Genomic DNA, 17,179 nt, shown 5'->3' with positions numbered 1-17,179 from the left:
CTATCTGACTAATTTGCTTTGCTCATTTTCTACTGAGTATATATCACATGAAAAATAGATTTTAGGATATTTCATTGATGATTCAACACTAAATACAAACAACGACATTCTAGAAGAGTAAAGTTTTTCCAATGGATCTTTTCTCATACTTTGTTGCTCTAGCATACAAAAACGAATGGAAACACTCTTTTCTTTCCTCATTTCGGGTTTAAAATGATGCCCAAAGTCATTTTAAACCCGAAATGAGGTCTAATTCGAAAGGGCACAATCTTTGCAAAAACAGCCTTTACACAAGAAAAATCTGTCTCACTGATCAATTATTAACGTAACTAACTTATCGATTTGTTTCTTTAGTTCTTCCATTGGAACAAATCGTGCTTCACGGAACATTTCTTTTCCATTCACAAAAAAAATCACAACCGGCACGGTAAATATGGAGTATGTCCCTGCAATTGCCGGCACCTCTTCCGCGTCTACTTGCATAGATTGAATGAAAGGATATTTCTCTAACAGTATTTCCACTTGAGGCAACAAGGCATGACAAACTGAACAATTCTGTTTTGAAATGTATAGTAACGCCAAATTTTCCGCTGCAATCCTGTTATGAAGGACTTTTAAATCTATTATTTTCTCCACATCATCCTCCCTTTCTTGTTATAGGATACCCTGTTTGTGAGTGTACTAATAGGGAGAATTCCTCATAATAATTCATCAAAAGGAACTTATTAAATTCCAAATTGACAAAATCCATTATTATACCTAAAAATAGAAGAAAGACTAATAATACAGGTGATTATTCTATGGAAACAAAAGCACTTGCTTTATACGAATCTCTAGTTAAGCTTAAAAACGAATTCACAAGTGAGTGGGCTTCGCATTAATTGAACAAGCCTGGCTCACACTATTCCCCAGACGCTCCACCTGAAGTTAATGCAAAAATTATGGAACAAAACGGAAAATATCTCATTTTAATTGCTACCTCACTTCTTCGTTCTGAAGAAGAAATGCGTCAAGTCATTTCAACTTGGACAAGAAAAACAGCCTCTGAGCGTGTTCAATCCAATACATCATTAGAAGAGGTAGTAAAAAACTCAGGTAGCTTCCGTCAGCTTTATTGGCAATTCATCGAGAAATTTGTTAAGGAAACGACTCTGGATGTTGGATTCCAAGCTTTTTTTAATTGGGAAAGAAAAATAAATTTTTCCCTTGATTATGTATTTGATTCATTTACCGTTTCGTTCATGAAAATCATTACAAGCCGTCTAGAATCTCAGGCCTCCCTTATTCGAGAGCTTAGTGCACCTGTGATTACGTTATCAAAGGCTGTTTTTGCAAAGATTGTGGCTTCTCGTATCAGTTAACCATCTGTGATATAGCTTTGTTTCGGGCATCATTTACGAAAAGCGGAAGTGGCTCGCCCAGCAGCGGCGGGCAAATGTTATCCAACGGAAAAGGTCCTGACCTTTGGAGTTGGATGTTATTTGTCCCATAGCTGCTAGCCACTGCAGCTGGATTACGAAAGGGTGAAACAGAGAATTTAATCAAAAATCAACTGAAATAGCCACAATGTATACGAAAAGAACCATTAGTTAAAAGCCTTCACTTAAAAGGCCCAATTTCCGTTTCGAAAGATGGGTTCTCTTGACTCATCCTCATAAATCCCATCAATATTCATCTTCTCTGAGCCTATCATAAAATCTTCATGAACAATACTATCGTTCAGGCCAACCGCTAATCGCTCCTCCTCCGTCATGTTTGATCCCCCTTCATAACACGTTGGATAAGCAGAACCTATCGCTAAATGATTGGATGCATTCTCATCAAAAAGAGTATTAAAGAACAATATCCCTGAACTTGATATCGGAGATTGATGAGGAACAAGCGCTACTTCTCCAATAAAACAAGCACCATCATCCGTCTCGATGAGTTGCTGAAGTAGATTTTCACCTGTTTCAGCTTCTATCTTAACAATTTCTCCATTTTCAAACGTTAAGGTAAACTGTTCGATGACATTTCCTTGATACGCTAATGGCTTTGTACTTGTCACATAGCCGTTAATGCCTGTTTTTAATGGGACCGTATAGACTTCTTCCGTCGGCATATTCGCAACAAATGTGATTCCTTGTGGCGTCATGGAGCTTCCTGTTAGCCATAAATGCTTGTCTGGCAATTCAATCGTCAAATCCGTTCCAGGTCCAGCATAATGAAGCTTTTTGTATTTCTTTTCTGTTAGTAGATCTGCTCGTTCTTTTAATGTTTCTATATGGATTTTCCAGGCAGAAATAGGATTTTCTTCATGAATTCGCACAGCTTGAAAAATGGATTCCCATAACGCTTCCACTCGATTCTCTTCCGGCAAAGAAGGAAAGACTTTATCAGCCCATTTTGTATTTGGTATCGCAAGGATCGACCAACTAATTGCATCAATTTGAATCGCTTCTCTAAATTTCTCTAACGCTACTCCTTGGGCTTTTTGAAAGTTCATAATTCGCTCCACCGGGATCCCATTTAGAAGATCAGGATCTGTTGCATCTATATATAAAAAAGCTCCACCATCATCTACAACTTCCTCAGTTGCCTGCACTTCCCAGCTTGGAAATTCAAGAAACACTTCATCAGGTGCAAGCTCGTAATGAGTCCTCAAAATTTCTTCATCGTACCAATTTACATGTACTTTTTTTGCCCCAGCAAGATAAGCTTCCTTAACGACTTTTCGTACAAAATCCTCCGTGCCTATAGGTGCAGAAACCCACAAATATTGTCCTCTTTGAATATTAATACCCACTTTAACAGCAAGCTCTGCATATTTATTTAGTTGAGTATCCACTTTACTCCCCCTAGTATGTATATAAACTCTAAATCTATCATAGCGAAATCAAACCGAAATTACCATAATAAACACGAAAAGCGGAAGTGGCTCGCCCAGCAGCGGCGGGCAAATGTTATCCAACGGAGAAGGTCCTGACCTTTGGAGTTGGATAACATTTGTCCCATAGCTGCTAGCCACTGCAGCTAGATCTCGAAAAGCGGAAGTGGCTGCCCTGCGGCGGCAGGCAAATGAAGACCTCGGAGGTGATGCCTGCATCACTGGAGAGTTATTCATTTGACCCCGAGCCGCTAGCCACTGCAGCTAGATCCATCTATTTTTAATGGAAATCAACAGCGAAATGGAAGATTTAATCAAAAATACGATGAAATAGCCACAATGTATACGAAACGAGCCTTTCAAAAAAAGGCTAGCATTTGCTAGCCTTCTACTACTTTCATTTCTTTCCTAGTCTCTTTCTTTTTACGATCTTCAAGAAGAGTTAAAACCATTGCCAAAAGGATAAACACACTAGAAATTTTGAAAATAACACCTATTTCTACATAGGATACGATTGCTCCAAACACTAATCCACTTAGCCCAATTCCTAAATCAATTGATGAGAAAAACATCCCATTGGCCACACCACGTCGATTAGCAGGCGTTTTCGAGAGCGTCCATGATTGTAACGTGGGAATCAATGAACCAAATCCTACACCAAATAGCATCCCTGCTACGACAATGCCGATTTCAGAATATGAGAGCGACAATACCCACATTCCAATAAAAGATAGCGATAAACAAGCAATGACCAGTCCTTTCGCCCCGTGATTATCAAACCATTTTCCGGCGATAGGTCGTGAAATCGAAGCCATTACGGCATTCACTAAATAGAAAAGGAAGATGTGACCGATCCCTCGCTCTTCTCCAAAAATAACGATGAACGTCACGATCGTTCCGTATCCGAATGTGGCAGCAAGTGTAATCATCGACGTATACCAACTTGATTTTTCAATCAGCGATCCGACATAAGAAAAAGATAAATCTTCTCGCTTGGTCTTTTGAACGGTTTCAGGTGTTCTATAGTGAACAATTGACAGGAGTCCAAGAGCAATCAGTCCTAATACACTCGACACGATGATTAAATTCGTAAACGTGCTAACCTGATACAAATAAATCCCAATACTTGGTGCAATGATCATGCCAATCGTGATCGACATTCCATAATAGCCCATTCCCTCACCTAAACGAGAATTGGGGACCACATCGACAGCCGCCGTACCATTTACTGTTGTTGACCAACCCCATGCTAGCCCATGAACAAAACGGAATAATAAAAAAATGACAACAATTTGAGATAACGGATAGATCATCGTAATCAACAGGAGTGAAATCGACCCAATAATTACGAGTGGTTTTCGAACTTTATATTCTAGCATATAACCAACAAATGGACGGATGACCACTGCCCCTATTGAAAATAAAGCGGTAACCAACCCTATTTCCAGACCAGATGCCCCTATTGATTTTATATAAGGTGGCAAGGTTGGAATGAGCATTTGAAAACTCATGAAAACAAATAAATTTCCAACCATTAACATAATAAAGGCAGAATTCCATAGCGGTTCTTTTTTTATTTGCAACTATTTCGCCTCATTTCAGAGAGATGTAAGTAAAACGTAGAGTTCATCTCAGTATCTTTCATTTATTTCGATTCCCTAAATATTATCACACTTTTTGGGATGAGGATATGGAAGAGATTTGTTGACCTGTACTAAATTTGAAAATAGTGCCAGTTTCTTACATCCTCATCACAAAGGAATAATAGTAGTAGAGAACTTCATTAGAATCGCTCAGTATCATTAAAAACACTCTAGTTTGCATTCAAAAAAGGCGAAAATTTTCACATAAATATAAAATAGACCACACTGGGAAAAATAAACAAAAGAATTGTTAATCCCGTGTAGACAAATTTTTCCGGTAGCTTGGGAGAAACGCTCGAGCCATATTCTCATGCAAGTACAAGGTAAATATCTATGAAATTTATAAAAAGTAGCATAACACTCGCATTTTGTAACGGTCAATACAATTTACTTTGTCCGGAGAAATAAAAGTTAGTTTCAAGTATTCTACTATTTGTGACTTAGGACTTGTTACATCAAATGCAGTTAGTTGTGGGAGGGATTTTCTTCATCAAAAAAAGCCCCCCGCTTAGGGAAGCTAGAAACTAATCCTCGTCTTTAATATCAATATCTTCTGGAATTGGCTCATTTAAATAATCTAACATGAGCTTTTTGTGTTTTTCTAATTGTTCCAAATGATTATTGAATTGTTCACGGTTGATTAGATACTGATATCCGTCGTGTACGGCACGGATTTTCCCTTCAACTATAAGTGCTTCAATATAGTTTTCTGGAAAAGACAAGTACTGGGCGGTTTCTTTTACAGTTAAGTACATTCACATTCCTCGCTAATCCTATAATTCATCTATTATAACTTGCTTAATTCCTCAAGGAAAGCTGGGCGATCTTTATCTTTTTTTTGAAGTTTTCCGATCAGCATCACTGGTTCGTTTCCGCACATCTTTTCATATAATTTTTTCTACAAACGTCTTTATAGATCACTTGATTAGATGCTCTCGCTGCTTTTTAATACTGGTGATGAGTGGACCCTAATTTTGTCTGAAATAGGCGAAAAATCCCGCATTTCCAAGGAATGAGAAGGGCGTTGCTCAATGAAGAAGTGGGAGGTAGTTCAAACGCCCGTACACTGTCCTTCCCTCAATGAACGATAACACGCCTCGATTGTTTTAATATTTTGAGTCGTTTGAGTAATTGTATAAGAAGGCGTTTCACCTGTGAGGACACAATCACTGAAATGTTGGACCTGCATCACATATTGTTGTCCTTTCACCATTTCTGTTCGCGTTTCACCACTTTCATTTGTGATTAGAATTTCACCCTCTCCTTCCCCGACCTTGTCTGAACGATAAGCATTCGGGAGGAAAATCGACCCTTTTGTGCCGCGAACTTCATAGGTGTTTCTCATACTTTCTTCAAAACTAGAATAAAAGGTTGCAGTTACTCCATTGGAAAAATTCAAGATGCCTGTCGCCTTTGTATCGATTCCAAACTCAGGATGTATATCACCTGACACGTATACACTCGTTGGCTCCTCTTCTAAAATCATCCTAGTTGAATGAATACAATAACATCCTACATCCCAAATGCTGCCGCCACCAAGTTCAGGATTCAAGCGGATATTCTGACGGTTTTCTTCAAAATTCAACGAAAACGTAAATGCTGAATTGAGGTGCCTCACTTCACCTATCTCTCCTGTTGCAATGATTTCTTTCACACGCTGATGCTGGGGCTGAAACTGATACATAAAGGCTTCCATGAGCAAGACATCATTCTCTTCGCAAGCTCGCTTCATTTCCTCTACATCTTCACTTGTTAAAGCAGCTGGTTTTTCAACTAGGATGTGTTTCCCCCTCGCAGCTGCTTTTAGAACCCCTTCTTTATGTAAGGCATTTGGAAGCGGGATATAGACAACTTCAATACTATTATCATCGATTAATTCTTCATAACTTTTATAAACGGTAGGAATGTCGAACTCCTTCGCAATTTCGTCTACTTTTGCGTTTGAGCTAGCGATGGCTCTTACCTCACAATTCTCTGCGTCTATTAGTGCTGGGATGATTGCTTTTCTCGCAATATTTGCTGTGCTCAAAATTCCCCAATTCACCTTCATTAATGTCTCCTCCTTCACAATTAAGAAAAGCTGATTTCAAAAAGCATGTTGCTTTTCTAATCAGACAATAAACTTTGATATATCCTTGTTTCAGGGCATCTTTTCGTCTTTTTTTGATGGGTATTAACTGCCAAATGGAGGGCAATCAAAATTAAATGAAATAGTAACAATGTATAGCCCAAAGCACGCGTCCACCGGCTTATGGCCTCGAGCCGATAGTACCTAGAGCTAGACAAAAACCACTTTAAAAAGGAAAGTGCATGCACCCTCCTTTTTTGTTAATTCCTTCTAATTGTACTACTTTTGATTAAAATCCCCTAACAAAATGGTTTAGATGATAAGCCGGTATAATCGCTTATCAACAGTCATAATAGGAAACGTATCAGGAAGTTCAGCTTTCTCTATGAGTTGAAAATTATTTTTTTCGTAAAAACGATGAGCAGCCAAAAACTGAGGTGTTGTTCCAAGATATATTTCACGAACTTTTCTATGTTTTGCAAAACTAATCGCACATTTTAATAACTGTTGTGCGACACCTCTTGAGCCACGATGTTCTTTTGCTACAAACATTTTCCTAAGTGCTACACCTGGATTTCCAATATCTAATAGAGCGATTGTGCCAACAACTCTCTCGTTAAAAATAGCCACCCAAAAATTCCCGTTGTATTGCTGATAAAAGTCTTCAATTCCTATTAAATCCTTTTGATTATTTAGAGAAATTTCTATTTGGAATTCTTTTTGCTGTATCCTTAGAATTAACTCGATAACTTGCTTTTGGTATTCGCTATTATACTCGATTATCTTAACTTCTTGTTCCATTTTTCGGTCCCCTGTCTTCCCCTACCTTATTTTCCATCCCGCATGTGCAGGCCTGGTCACCTTTAAGAACAATTCTCTATTCACAACCCTCTCTCCTCTTTTCATCACGAATACCATTCACAGTTTCAAATTTCTAATCTAACAAGCGAATTTCCTTAAATCGAATAAGAATGAAGGCAGAATATAACATCACCAGTACTGCTCCTGTTGCCATAATATGATGAATCGATACACCCATGGAAAGAACTAGGGAGGTAATCGCATAGCTGACGGGAATCAAGCCCATCGAAGCGAGTGATAGCAGCCCCATAACACGTCCTAGTACTTTTTCCTCGATAATACTTTGAATCGCTGAAATGAGTGGGATGTTTGAAGCTGCTAAGCAAGCTCCAAATCCAGCTAAAGCCACGATGCTCATCCAAATACTTGTTGAAAAACTGAGAAGTATAAAGAAGAATCCAGCGACAACAATTAAAGATATGCCTAAGAGCCCACGCTTTTTTTGTAAATTTAGCACCGCAACTAAAATCGATCCAATCAACATTCCCACTGCCATGCCAGCCTCTAAGTAGCTAAACTGTAACGCATCACCCTGGAGGATGTTTTTAACAAATAAAGGAAGACCCATCGTCATTGGTCCGACCATAAAAAGATTCATAAGCACCGATGCTAAAATGATGAGGGTCAATAGACGTGAGTTTTTCACATACTGTACTCCCTCTTTAAAAGTGTCCCAAAAGGCTTGTTCTTTTGTGTTCTCAACACCTTCAGGTTTAGCTACTTTCATAAAAGAAATCAATATAGAGGCTAAAAATAGCATAACCGCTGTTGTACCAAAAACGATTTCAAAATTCCCAAAAGCAATTATGACACCCGCTAACATCGGCGCAAGAATGAAAGAGGTTTGGTTAGTCATTTGAATAATAGAATTTCCTCTAGTTAAGTTTTCTTTTCTAATAATTGATGGAAGAACCGCACTTTCAGCTGCCCAAAAGAAGGCGTCTAAAATACCGAAGAAAAAGGCGAAAATAACGAAGGTCCACAAATTTACGCTTCCTAAAAGAAACCAAATGACTAGTCCACCTAGTAGCAAACTTCTACTAAAGTCGGAAATGAACATAATTTTCGTTTTGCTATAGCGATCAGCGACTGTGCCACTTATCACCATAAACAAAAGCCTCGGAATACTTGAAGCAATATAAATAAATCCTAAAGAGGCCTCAAGATTTAAAACCTTCACAACATACCAACTTTGCGAAAATAAGAAGAAAGAAATGGCAAAGCTTGATAGTAATGCAGCAATCCACAATAATAAGAAATTTTTATTTCCAAAAATAGATGATTTACTTTGTTTGCTTTGAACAACCGCACTTGCTTCATACGTCATCTGATTCACTCCTATTAATTTGATACTTTAAGTGTACTATCTAAATAATTCTCCTGACAACTTCTGGAGATTGGTTTTATCTCCGTCTTAAGGATGAAGGTGAGTGACAATATTATCTGAATTCCCTCCTAACTACTAAAGTCCTTCTTGTTCATTTTCATAGGCACTTTTCATATACAATGCGGCTATTTCATCTAATTTTTGATTGAGCCCTCTTTTTCACTGTTGATTCCCATCAAAAATAGACGAGAAGAAGACCCGAATCAGAGTTGTATCCTTGTTTATAGATGGATTCAAAAAACAACAAACTTTGCGAATACAATCTTTACAAGGGGTTCTTTTTGATTTTATACGCTTATTCATCATTTTCAGAAAATTCATTAGCCTTTTTCATGATCACGAATACACTGTAATAATAACTAAGAGGGGCTGTCTACATGGAGGTGTATGGTGATTTACTGTTAGTCACGGGTGGGTGGATACAAACATTTGGGACTGTCGTATCGGCAAGTGGTGAAACCCTTATTGCAAAAGAAGAGGGGGAATCAATCGAGAAATTAGCCCTCAAACTTGTTCTACTCGGAAACGGAATGGAAGCTTTTGGAAACTCATTGCAAGCGATTGGTCTACAGAAAGGACGGGATGTTAGTCAAGGAAAGTCTTTAGGTATTCTTGGATCATGGTTACAAGCTGCTGGAAATTCTACAAATGTTGTGGCTGCAGGTCTTCAAATTAACGACTTGGAAGAAGATGGATTGAAATTAGATATTTTAGGCGACTCTATCCAATCTATTGGGGCTGCATTTGAAGCTGTTTCTGCCAGTATGAGCGATTCAGAATTTGCACAAATTCAAGCATATGGAAATACATTATTATCATTGGGAGCGGCTATCGAGGGAATCGGTGAGACCTTTGTTTTACGAAAACAGAAGAAAATCGGGGAACAAATTCAAGCTTTGGGAAGCTACGCTGAAGCTGCAGGGGCAACTCTTTCAGCTATAGCTCTGACGAAGGAGTTTGAAAATAAGCATCATCGAAGTCCACAGCGAAATAAAAATAACAATCATCCTTTTTCTTTTGGTTCTATTAAGGATTTATATTAAAATAGAGAAGATTAAAGAAAAGAGGTTAGCCCATTGAATGGACAAGAACGAAAGAATATTTCTCCAGGTCAAAAAGTCAAAATCGTCCTTAAACAAGATCAACGAACAGGAACATTAACCGAAGGGGTTGTAAAGGACTTACTTACAAAATCAAGTAATCACCCTCATGGAATTAAAGTACGTCTTCAAGACGGACAAGTTGGTCGAGTGAAAGAGATAATAAGGTAAATTACATTTAATGAGCCTCCTTCTCAAATAGGAGGCTTTTTTCGTATTGATAGTCTAGTATTGACTGATTTTGGTAATGTAACCAAGTTAAACTGTAAGTCTCCATTCTCTATGCCTTCCAAATAGGTATTTCTGCAGTAGCTGGTAACTCATTATCTTATTTCTCAAGGCTGTTTTCGCAAAAATTGTGGCTTTTCAAATAGGAATATATTTCCTGATTTGTATGACTTCGTGCTCTTTTCCTCATGAAAAATTATCCATTTATAGATGGAAAGTAAGAAATCAGTCGAAAAACCTTACTGTCCTTTTTTTCTTTGTGCCAATAGCAACAAAGTATACAAAAAGAGACTTTCTCAAAAAGAAGATTGCTTTACGAAGCAATGGTTATTCCTTTTTAAAAATAGGGTTTGCGGCATTCCCCATTATATTCTCAAGTGAAATCAATACCAAAAAAGGGTATTCCAGCGATGTTTAAATGAAATAGCAACGATAGATATGAAAAATAACTTTACAAAAGGATGAAAGAATTTGAAACTTGTTGATTCGTTCACCTACACGAAAGTCTTACATTCTGAATAGTATACAGTAGCGTTACTTAGGAGGTGATAGAATGGAAGAGTTCTTTTTCGCGAAGCTTAGGGGCAGAAATGAAGTACCGCCAGTTGACTCCGATGCATTTGGCATTGCAAAATTCGTGTCGAATAAAGACTGTACCAGGATAAAATTCATCCTTAAGGTAGAAGATATTAAAAATTTTGTACAAGCTCATATTCACTTTGGCAATCGAGATGAAAACGGACCCGTCTTGGTATTTTTATTCGGAGCCGATCTCGCCACCCTTGAAGAACAAAACGGAATTTCCACTCGGAAAGGAGTGGTGATGGGGACCATTACCGATAAGGATATTGTTGAAAATCCGGTGGGGGTAAAAGATGTAGCAGACTTGCTTAAATTAATGAGAAAAGAAAAAACATATGTCAATGTTCATACTGAACAAAATCCCTCAGGAGAAATCCGCGGTCAAATCATACCCGTTAAACATCGAAAATACTAGAAGAGAGGCAATATGAGAAAAGTATAGAATAGGGAACGAAGCTTCTTTTATGCAGTCGCTCCCTTCTCTTACTGCTTCGATTTAGCATTTTTCTTCCAAAGACTCTTTTCGCATACATCGTTGCTATTTAGTCTGTTTTTAGATGGACCCTCCATTTTTCTGTCAATATCCCTCAAAAACAGAGGAAAAGCTGCCTTGAAACAATGATATACCAAAGTTTATTGTTTGATACAAACGAAACAAATTTTGCAAAAATAACCTTTCCGAATGTCTCCCTTTTCGCAATTAAAACTAAAAAAGGCAAGAGATTTACTTCACGATCAGTACGGGACAATTGGAACGTTTCGCCACTTTATGACTGACACTTCCAAGCACAAATTCTTGAAGAGCATTGAGACCCCTGCTACCAATAATAACAATATCTGCTTTATTTTTGTTTACATAGTCCACTATCGTCGGTCCTGGGTCACCATGTAATACTTTAATTTCATAATCTACCCCGGCCCGCTTCGCTTCACTCTCCACCTCTTTCATTCGATCCTTTCGCAATTCATTGACATCCACGGAATTCCAATTGTGAAGAACATCTGATTTTGAGCGGCTTGGATCGATTACATACACCACTTCGATGAATGATTTTGAGCTACATTTAGCAATATGTATGGCATTTTGAGCCGCGCGTTTTGAATGCTCTGATCCATCTGTCGCTAATACAATTTTCTTATACATAGCTCTTCCTCCTTTTAATGAGCACCTAATTTATTCGCAAGTTTACCAACCAATTCACTGCTGTCTTCATTTAAACCGGTCACTTTCACTTTAGCGCCGCTTTCTTCAAACTTTGACACAATTCGATCCACTGCAGCAACGGCCGAATCATCCCATATATGTGATCGACTTAGGTTGATTTCCACCCTATCAACCTTTTCTTTAAAATCAAATTGTAGCAGTAAATCTGTTACAGATGCGAAAAACAATTCACCGTGTACTATATATATTCTTTTTTTTCCGTCAAAAGTCCTTTCCACACGAATTTGTGAAATTTTAGCGACAAAGAAGATCGCACTTAACAACACTCCTGTAAACACGCCAAAGGCTAGATTATGAGTAAATATTACCGTCACTACCGTGACAACCATAACCAAGCCATCGCTCCTTGGGACAAGATGAAGTGTTTTTAAGGAGTTCCAATCGAATGTACTGATGGATACCATAATCATAACGCCGGCAAGAGCGGCCATGGGAATGCGTACTACAATATCACCAAGCACCACAATCAGAAACATTAAGAATACACCCGCAACTAAAGCTGAAAGTCGCCCCCTTCCGCCTGATTTTGTATTGATGACCGACTGACCAATCATCGCACAACCAGCCATGCCACCAAAAAATCCAGTAATCACATTCGCGATTCCTTGACCCCGACTCTCTCTATTCTTATCACTCGCGCTATCAGTAATATCATCAACAATAGAAGCGGTTAACAGCGACTCTAGTAAGCCAACGACCGCTAAAGCAAGGGAATAAGGAAGAATAATGATCAAGGTATCCAAGGTTACGGGAATATCCGGAAGTAAAAACTGTGGTAAGGTTTGTGAAATAGTCCCCATATCCCCTACCGTCCTCACCCCGTATTGCATAAAAATGGCTAAAGCGGTTACGACCACAATGGCGATTAGGGTCGAAGGGACAGCTTTTGTCAGGTAAGGGAGCAAATAAATAATGGCTAGGGTTAACCCAACCAAGGCATACATAACCCACACTTCATCCACAAAGTGTTGAAGCTGAGAAGTGAAAATTAAAATGGCTAGAGCATTCACAAATCCAACCATTACCGATCGAGGAATAAACTTCATATACTTTGCTAATCTTAATAGACCGAAAATAATTTGAAGAATTCCTGTCAGGATAGTCGCTGCTAATAAATATTGCAAACCATAATCGGCTACTAGATCAATAAACACAAGTGCCATCGCGCCAGTAGCTGCTGAAATCATCCCTGGACGACCACCAACAAAAGCAATCGTTACGGCGATTGTAAAGGAAGCATATAGCCCTACCATAGGATCTACCCCTGCAATAATGGAGAAAGCAATCGCTTCAGGAATTAACGCCAACGCCACGACAAGCCCCGAGAGTATATCACCTCTCACATTACCGAACCACGATTGTTTGTACGTGTAGTTTTCCATCAATGTCCTCCTTTTCCGTACTGTTCAAGGATAGTATTTTCCATTTCATGCAATCCTATTTGACTTCACTACTTTTTTCGAAGCCGATTTTGGATTAGTAGGCAGTAAGTGGATGAAAATGTGGTGGGTGATGGGCGTTTATGTTGTTTGGAATAGGACTTGTCAAATAAGAGCAAAATCCTTAAACTAGATTGTATTTTACGAAAAACGAACAAGCAATTATTAAGCTACAATTAAGTTTTATCATTCTTATTATTCTGACTATTTTTTCAGGTACAATAATATTGAATTAAAACGCTCTTTTCGTATACATTGTGGCTATTTCATCATATTTTTGATGAAATAGCCACAAACTTTGCGAAAACAGCCAATAAAAAAAACAGGTGAAGGAGGCGAAAAATGTTTTGAATAAGGGACTTACAAAGGCAGAGAATAGCTGGGTTTTTTATGACTGGGCCAATTCGGCTTATTCGATAATTATTTCTACAGCTGTATTTCCATTATTTTTTAAGGCTGCTTCAACAAATGCAGGTGTAAGTGGCGAGGACTCCACCGCTTATTTAGGCTACACGATTGCGATTGCTACCTTTATATTAGCGATGCTCGGACCCATTCTCGGGACCATTGCCGACTATGAAGGATTGAAGAAGAAATTCTTCACTTTCTTTTTCGCTCTAGGGATCAGCGCTACTGCATTGCTTGCTTTTGTACCAACCGAACAGTGGTTACTTTTATTAATTTGTTATACATTCGCTGCAGTTGGATCATCAGGGGCCAATGTCTTTTACGATGCTTATCTAGTGGATGTGACTTCAGAGAATCGCATGAATAAAGTGTCAGCACGTGGTTTTGGAATGGGCTATATTGGGAGTACGATTCCGTTTATTATAAGCATTGCCATCATTATTTTAGCCCAAAATGAGATCATTCCCATCACAACAACCTTAGCTAGTAAAATTTCCTTCTTAATCACCGCATTATGGTGGGGATTATTTACGATTCCGTTATTTAAAAATGTTCACCAAAAGTATTTTATTCAGCGTGAACCTAATCCTGTCGTTAATAGCTTTAAGCGGTTAGGGAAGACATTTATCGAAATCCGAAAATACCGAGCTTTATTCTTATTTCTTCTGGCCTATTTCTTTTATATTGATGGCGTCGGCACCATTATCACCATGTCGACAGCCTACGGGTCAGATCTCGGTATAAGTGCTACAAATCTATTAATTATTTTATTTTTCACTCAGGTCGTTGCCGCACCCTTTGCCTTTCTTTACGGAAAGCTATCCGAGAAATTCACCGGAAAAAAGATGCTCTATGTCGGGATTATTGTGTATATCATTGTGTGCATTTATGCTTTTTTCATGAAAACCACTTTCGATTTTTGGGTTTTAGCTATGCTCGTCGCCTCCTCACAAGGAGGAATTCAAGCATTGAGTCGCTCGTATTTTGCCAAGCTTGTTCCAAAGGAAAATGCCAATGAGTTTTTTGGATTTTATAATATTTTTGGTAAGTTCGCTTCTATTATGGGTCCACTTCTAGTGAGTGTAACCGCCCAGATTACCGGAAACTCAAGCTATGGTGTCTTCAGTCTCGTGATTCTTTTTATTATAGGAATTATTATTCTTTCATTTGTACCTGAACCAAAAGATGCCCAGAATATATCAGCAGAACCTGTTCGTGTTTAGAAATGAAAGCCCATACTATTTGTGTTGAAGTTGAAACTCATCGAGAAGCTTGGCAATCCAAGCTTCTTTTTTTCGGTTTGCTGTTTTCGCAAAGAGTCTACAGCAGCTGGATCAAGAAAAGCGGAAGTGGCTGCCCTGCGGCGTCAGGCAAATGAAGAACTCGGAGGTGATGCCTGCATCGCTGGAGGGTTATTCATTTGACCCCGAGCCGCAAGCCACTGTAGCTGGATCACGAAATGCGAAAGTGGCTGCCCTGCGGCGTCAGGCAAATGAAGAACTCGGAGGTGATGCCTGCATCGCTGGAGGGTTATTCATTTGACCCCGAGCCGCAAGCCACTGTAGCTGGATCACGAAATGCGGAAGTGGCTGCCTGCGGCGGCAGGCAAATGAAGAACTCGGAGGTGATGCCTGCATCGCTGGAGGGTTATTCATTTGACCCCGAGCCGCAAGCCACTGTAGCTGGATCACGAAATGCGAAAGTGGCTGCCCAGGGACGGCAGGCATCTGGCAGTACACGCAGTGAAGACTTTTCCTAAGAGATGTTTTTCATTGCTAGACAAAAAGTAAGCAATAGCAAAAAAACTTGCTGCCTGCTTTTTCTTTGTATCAGGAACAACAAAGCTTACGAAAAAAGGCTCATCAGTTTAAGACCATTGCCACTTGCATAATTACACCAAATTTCAGGAAAAGTAAGTAAAAATGAAATTTAATTAGATTCTCTTCATCCGTGGGTTCCTGGCTCATTCGGAGAGGCTAAAGCAAAAGGAGTCGCAGAAATGCCAGATCTTATAAAAGACTTATTTCTAGTAATTGGGCGGATTTTCACCATCTTACCTCTACTATTAGCAGTTGCAATCTTCATGGGGAAGCGATCAATTGGAGAACTACCTATCTTTGATTTTTTGATTGTCTTAACTCTCGGCTCTGTCGTGGGAGCTGACATCGCTGATCCAGAAATAAAGCATACCCATACCGTTATTGCTATCATCTCGATTGGCATTCTTCAACGAATGGTGGCCCGAATCAAAATTTCGAATCGGAAAATGGGGCGAGTGCTCACCTTTGAGCCGACCATTGTGATACAAGACGGCAAGCTGTTACGAGAAAACTTAAAAGAGATTCGTTATTCAATAGATAACATTCTCCAGATGCTTCGTGAAAAGGATATATTTGATGTAAATGAAGTGGAAACTGCGATTATTGAATCGAGTGGGAATTTGAGTGTATTAAAGAAACCGGAAAAACGCTTTGCCACGCTAGAAAGCATCGGTCAGATATCCTCTTCATCTTCAATTGCGCTACCCGTTATTATGGAGGGGGGATGTTTATGATCAAGTGCTATCAGAATTTAATGTTGATCGAGCTTGGTTAAAACAACAACTAAGCCTCAAGGGATTTCAGTTTAAGGATATCTTTTTTGCTTCAATCACTAAAAATCTAGAACTACATATTTCACTTAAAAACGAAGAAGATGTTGCCCTTCCGAAGTTGTATCACTAGAGACGAGGTACTCTTCCCTCATAACAATAGAGGTTAGGGAGTTCTCACAATTAGGCGGGAAGAACCCTGTTCATAAGTCTTTTAAATCATGCTTTAAATTCAACTTTAGCACATCGATAGCTTTATTTACGAAAAGCGGAAGTGGCTCGCCCAGGGACGGCAGGCATCTGGCAGTACACGCAGTGAAGCCTGCTTCACGTAGTGGGCTGACAAATGCCCGAGTCCCTAGCCACTGCAGCTGGATCACGAAATGCGGAAGTGGCTGCCCTGCGGCGTCAGGCAAATGAAGAACTCGGAGGTGATGCCTGCATCACTGGAGGGTTATTCATTTGACCCCGAGCCGCAAGCCACTGCAGCTGGATCACGAAATGCGGAAGTGGCTCGCCCTGCGGCGTCAGGCAAATGAAAAACTCGGAGGTGATGCCTGCATCACTGGAGGGTTATTCATTTGACCCCGAGCCGCAAGCCACTGCAGCTGGATCACGAAATGCGAAAGTGGCTGCCCTGCGGCGTCAGGCAAATGAAGAACTCGGAGGTGATGCCTGCATCACTGGAGAGTTATTCATTTGACCCCGAGCCGCAAGCCACTGCAGCTGGATCCGTCTGTTTTCGATAAAAACCCACTGTAAAATAGAAGATTTAGTTAAGA

The 17,179-nt window shown here is 39.4% G+C and carries 18 protein-coding genes, 1 pseudogene and 1 riboswitch; of the genes and pseudogenes, 10 read left to right on the top strand and 9 right to left on the bottom strand.

Annotated elements, in window-relative coordinates:
• Positions 1-306 precede the first annotated feature (306 nt).
• Positions 307-636 (bottom strand): thioredoxin family protein, encoded by a 330-nt coding sequence (locus U8D43_RS03365; RefSeq protein WP_335869561.1) that lies wholly within the window; start codon positions 634-636, stop codon positions 307-309.
• A gap of 245 nt (positions 637-881) precedes the next feature.
• Between U8D43_RS03365 and U8D43_RS03360 the strand changes: the two genes are divergently transcribed.
• Positions 882-1,361: a hypothetical protein gene (locus tag U8D43_RS03360; RefSeq protein WP_335869560.1), complete on the top strand. Its 480-nt coding sequence runs from the start codon at positions 882-884 to the stop codon at positions 1,359-1,361.
• A 242-nt stretch (positions 1,362-1,603) separates the two neighbouring features.
• Here U8D43_RS03360 and U8D43_RS03355 read toward each other — a convergent pair whose 3' ends face one another.
• From U8D43_RS03355 to U8D43_RS03330, 6 genes are all read right to left on the bottom strand, one after another.
• Positions 1,604-2,827, bottom strand: coding sequence for an aminopeptidase (locus tag U8D43_RS03355; RefSeq protein ID WP_335869559.1), 1,224 nt, complete (start codon positions 2,825-2,827; stop codon positions 1,604-1,606).
• Positions 2,828-3,246: 419 nt separating this feature from the next.
• The gene (locus tag U8D43_RS03350; protein WP_335869617.1) at positions 3,247-4,407 is read right to left on the bottom strand and encodes an MFS transporter; all 1,161 of its coding nucleotides are present in this window, start codon (positions 4,405-4,407) and stop codon (positions 3,247-3,249) included.
• A 343-nt stretch (positions 4,408-4,750) separates the two neighbouring features.
• A riboswitch (purine riboswitch) is annotated at positions 4,751-4,851 on the bottom strand.
• A gap of 182 nt (positions 4,852-5,033) precedes the next feature.
• A complete protein-coding gene (locus U8D43_RS03345) occupies positions 5,034-5,264 on the bottom strand; it encodes an excisionase family DNA-binding protein (protein WP_335869558.1) in 231 nt (76 codons plus the stop codon).
• A gap of 296 nt (positions 5,265-5,560) precedes the next feature.
• Positions 5,561-6,559: a Gfo/Idh/MocA family protein gene (locus U8D43_RS03340; protein ID WP_335869557.1), complete on the bottom strand. Its 999-nt coding sequence runs from the start codon at positions 6,557-6,559 to the stop codon at positions 5,561-5,563.
• Between the two features lie 330 nt (positions 6,560-6,889).
• The gene (locus U8D43_RS03335) at positions 6,890-7,378 is read right to left on the bottom strand and encodes a GNAT family N-acetyltransferase (protein WP_335869556.1); all 489 of its coding nucleotides are present in this window, start codon (positions 7,376-7,378) and stop codon (positions 6,890-6,892) included.
• A gap of 133 nt (positions 7,379-7,511) precedes the next feature.
• Positions 7,512-8,765: an MFS transporter gene (locus U8D43_RS03330; protein ID WP_335869555.1), complete on the bottom strand. Its 1,254-nt coding sequence runs from the start codon at positions 8,763-8,765 to the stop codon at positions 7,512-7,514.
• A gap of 437 nt (positions 8,766-9,202) precedes the next feature.
• Between U8D43_RS03330 and U8D43_RS03325 the strand changes: the two genes are divergently transcribed.
• The 3 genes from U8D43_RS03325 to U8D43_RS03315 all read left to right on the top strand — a co-directional run bounded on the left by U8D43_RS03325 (position 9,203) and on the right by U8D43_RS03315 (position 11,150).
• The gene (locus U8D43_RS03325) at positions 9,203-9,868 is read left to right on the top strand and encodes a DUF6944 family repetitive protein (RefSeq protein ID WP_335869554.1); all 666 of its coding nucleotides are present in this window, start codon (positions 9,203-9,205) and stop codon (positions 9,866-9,868) included.
• Positions 9,869-9,901: 33 nt separating this feature from the next.
• Positions 9,902-10,096, top strand: coding sequence for a YwbE family protein (locus U8D43_RS03320; RefSeq protein WP_335869553.1), 195 nt, complete (start codon positions 9,902-9,904; stop codon positions 10,094-10,096).
• 610 nt (positions 10,097-10,706) lie between these two features.
• Entirely contained in the window at positions 10,707-11,150 is a 444-nt protein-coding gene (locus U8D43_RS03315) for a CHRD domain-containing protein (RefSeq protein WP_335869552.1), read from the top strand.
• A gap of 309 nt (positions 11,151-11,459) precedes the next feature.
• On the opposite strand, the gene U8D43_RS03310 is transcribed toward U8D43_RS03315, so the two are convergent.
• Together U8D43_RS03310 and U8D43_RS03305 are read right to left on the bottom strand one after the other, a co-directional pair.
• The gene (locus U8D43_RS03310) at positions 11,460-11,879 is read right to left on the bottom strand and encodes a universal stress protein (RefSeq protein ID WP_335869551.1); all 420 of its coding nucleotides are present in this window, start codon (positions 11,877-11,879) and stop codon (positions 11,460-11,462) included.
• 14 nt (positions 11,880-11,893) lie between these two features.
• A complete protein-coding gene (locus U8D43_RS03305) occupies positions 11,894-13,342 on the bottom strand; it encodes a SulP family inorganic anion transporter (RefSeq protein WP_335869550.1) in 1,449 nt (482 codons plus the stop codon).
• 404 nt (positions 13,343-13,746) lie between these two features.
• On the opposite strand from U8D43_RS03305, the gene U8D43_RS03300 reads away from it, so the two are divergent.
• The 6 genes and pseudogenes from U8D43_RS03300 (at position 13,747) to U8D43_RS03275 (ending at position 17,100) form a co-directional block, all read left to right on the top strand.
• Positions 13,747-15,030, top strand: a complete 1,284-nt coding sequence (locus tag U8D43_RS03300; RefSeq protein WP_335869549.1) for an MFS transporter — start codon at positions 13,747-13,749, stop codon at positions 15,028-15,030.
• 151 nt (positions 15,031-15,181) lie between these two features.
• Positions 15,182-15,349 carry a hypothetical protein gene (locus U8D43_RS03295; protein WP_335869548.1) on the top strand — a complete coding sequence of 56 codons (168 nt, stop codon included), beginning with the start codon at positions 15,182-15,184 and terminating at the stop codon, positions 15,347-15,349.
• The gene (locus tag U8D43_RS03290) at positions 15,300-15,566 is read left to right on the top strand and encodes a hypothetical protein (RefSeq protein WP_335869547.1); all 267 of its coding nucleotides are present in this window, start codon (positions 15,300-15,302) and stop codon (positions 15,564-15,566) included. Before U8D43_RS03295 ends, U8D43_RS03290 begins: the two co-directional genes overlap by 50 nt.
• Positions 15,567-15,806: 240 nt before the next feature.
• Positions 15,807-16,530 (top strand): annotated as a pseudogene (locus U8D43_RS03285) (DUF421 domain-containing protein).
• 283 nt (positions 16,531-16,813) lie between these two features.
• Positions 16,814-16,936, top strand: a complete 123-nt coding sequence (locus tag U8D43_RS03280) for a hypothetical protein (RefSeq protein ID WP_335869546.1) — start codon at positions 16,814-16,816, stop codon at positions 16,934-16,936.
• Positions 16,933-17,100 (top strand): hypothetical protein, encoded by a 168-nt coding sequence (locus tag U8D43_RS03275; RefSeq protein ID WP_335869545.1) that lies wholly within the window; start codon positions 16,933-16,935, stop codon positions 17,098-17,100. Before U8D43_RS03280 ends, U8D43_RS03275 begins: the two co-directional genes overlap by 4 nt.
• Positions 17,101-17,179: the final 79 nt, after the last annotated feature.

This window comes from Bacillus sp. 2205SS5-2 (assembly GCF_037024155.1).
In the GTDB taxonomy this organism is placed as follows: Bacteria; Bacillota; Bacilli; order Bacillales; family Bacillaceae_K; genus Bacillus_CI.
This window is presented reverse-complemented; position numbering and strand designations above follow the sequence as displayed.